The sequence below is a fragment of the Candidatus Symbiopectobacterium sp. NZEC135 genome, assembly GCF_025962695.1.
Genome location: NZ_JAGFPF010001141.1, coordinates 1 through 693, shown reverse-complemented (window position 1 = coordinate 693; position 693 = coordinate 1). Strand labels below are relative to the sequence as shown.

Here is a 693-nt window from a genome sequence, read left to right as displayed (position 1 = left end):
GTGGCGTAACGCCTCAACGGCGGTTTCCACGGCAGCGTAGGCGGTCATCAGGATGATGGGCGTTTTAGGGTGATGCTGGCGCATCTGTTGCAGCGCTTCGATGCCGTTGAGTCGCGGCATGCGGATATCCATCAATACCACGTCCGGCGTGTGATCGATAAAGGTCCGCACCGCTTCGCGGCCATCGCTGGCGCAAAATGTTTGCTGACCGGCTAGCGAAAATGCCGTGGTGAGCATACGGCGCACATTCTCTTCATCATCGGCGATCAGGATACTGTAAGTCTGTTTCATTGCGGCGTATTTCCCTGATGGTGAATCGGTAGCAAAAGGGTAAAGGCAGTGCCGTGCTCAGGATCGCTGCTAAGCTGAATGTCTCCCTGATGCGCATTGATAATGCGCTGGCTGAGCGCTAACCCGAGGCCGGTGCCCGACGCTTTGGTGGTGAAAAAGGGATCGAAAATCTTGTTTTTATGCTGCTCGGGAATACCGCAGCCGGTGTCGCGGATAGTGACCGCCTGACGCGCATCGTCCACCTGCCAGGTTCGAATAGTGATTTGCCCGCGCGCGCTGATGGCCTGTACCGCATTGATCAAAATGTTGAGGATCACTTGCCGCAGCAGTTCGCCATCGGCTTCGATCTCTTCGAGGTCAGGTGCCAGATCTTTGCTCACGTCGATACGGGCTTGCAGTCCA

At 56.3% G+C, this 693-nt stretch carries 2 protein-coding genes; both read right to left on the bottom strand.

Annotated elements, in window-relative coordinates; all coding sequences use genetic code 11:
* A partial coding sequence (locus J5224_RS32950) for a response regulator (protein WP_264629116.1) occupies positions 1-291 on the bottom strand: 291 nt, incomplete at its 3' end.
* Positions 288-693, bottom strand: a 406-nt coding sequence (locus tag J5224_RS32945; RefSeq protein WP_264629115.1) for an ATP-binding protein, incomplete at its 5' end; no start/stop codon positions are given. The genes J5224_RS32950 and J5224_RS32945, both read right to left, overlap by 4 nt.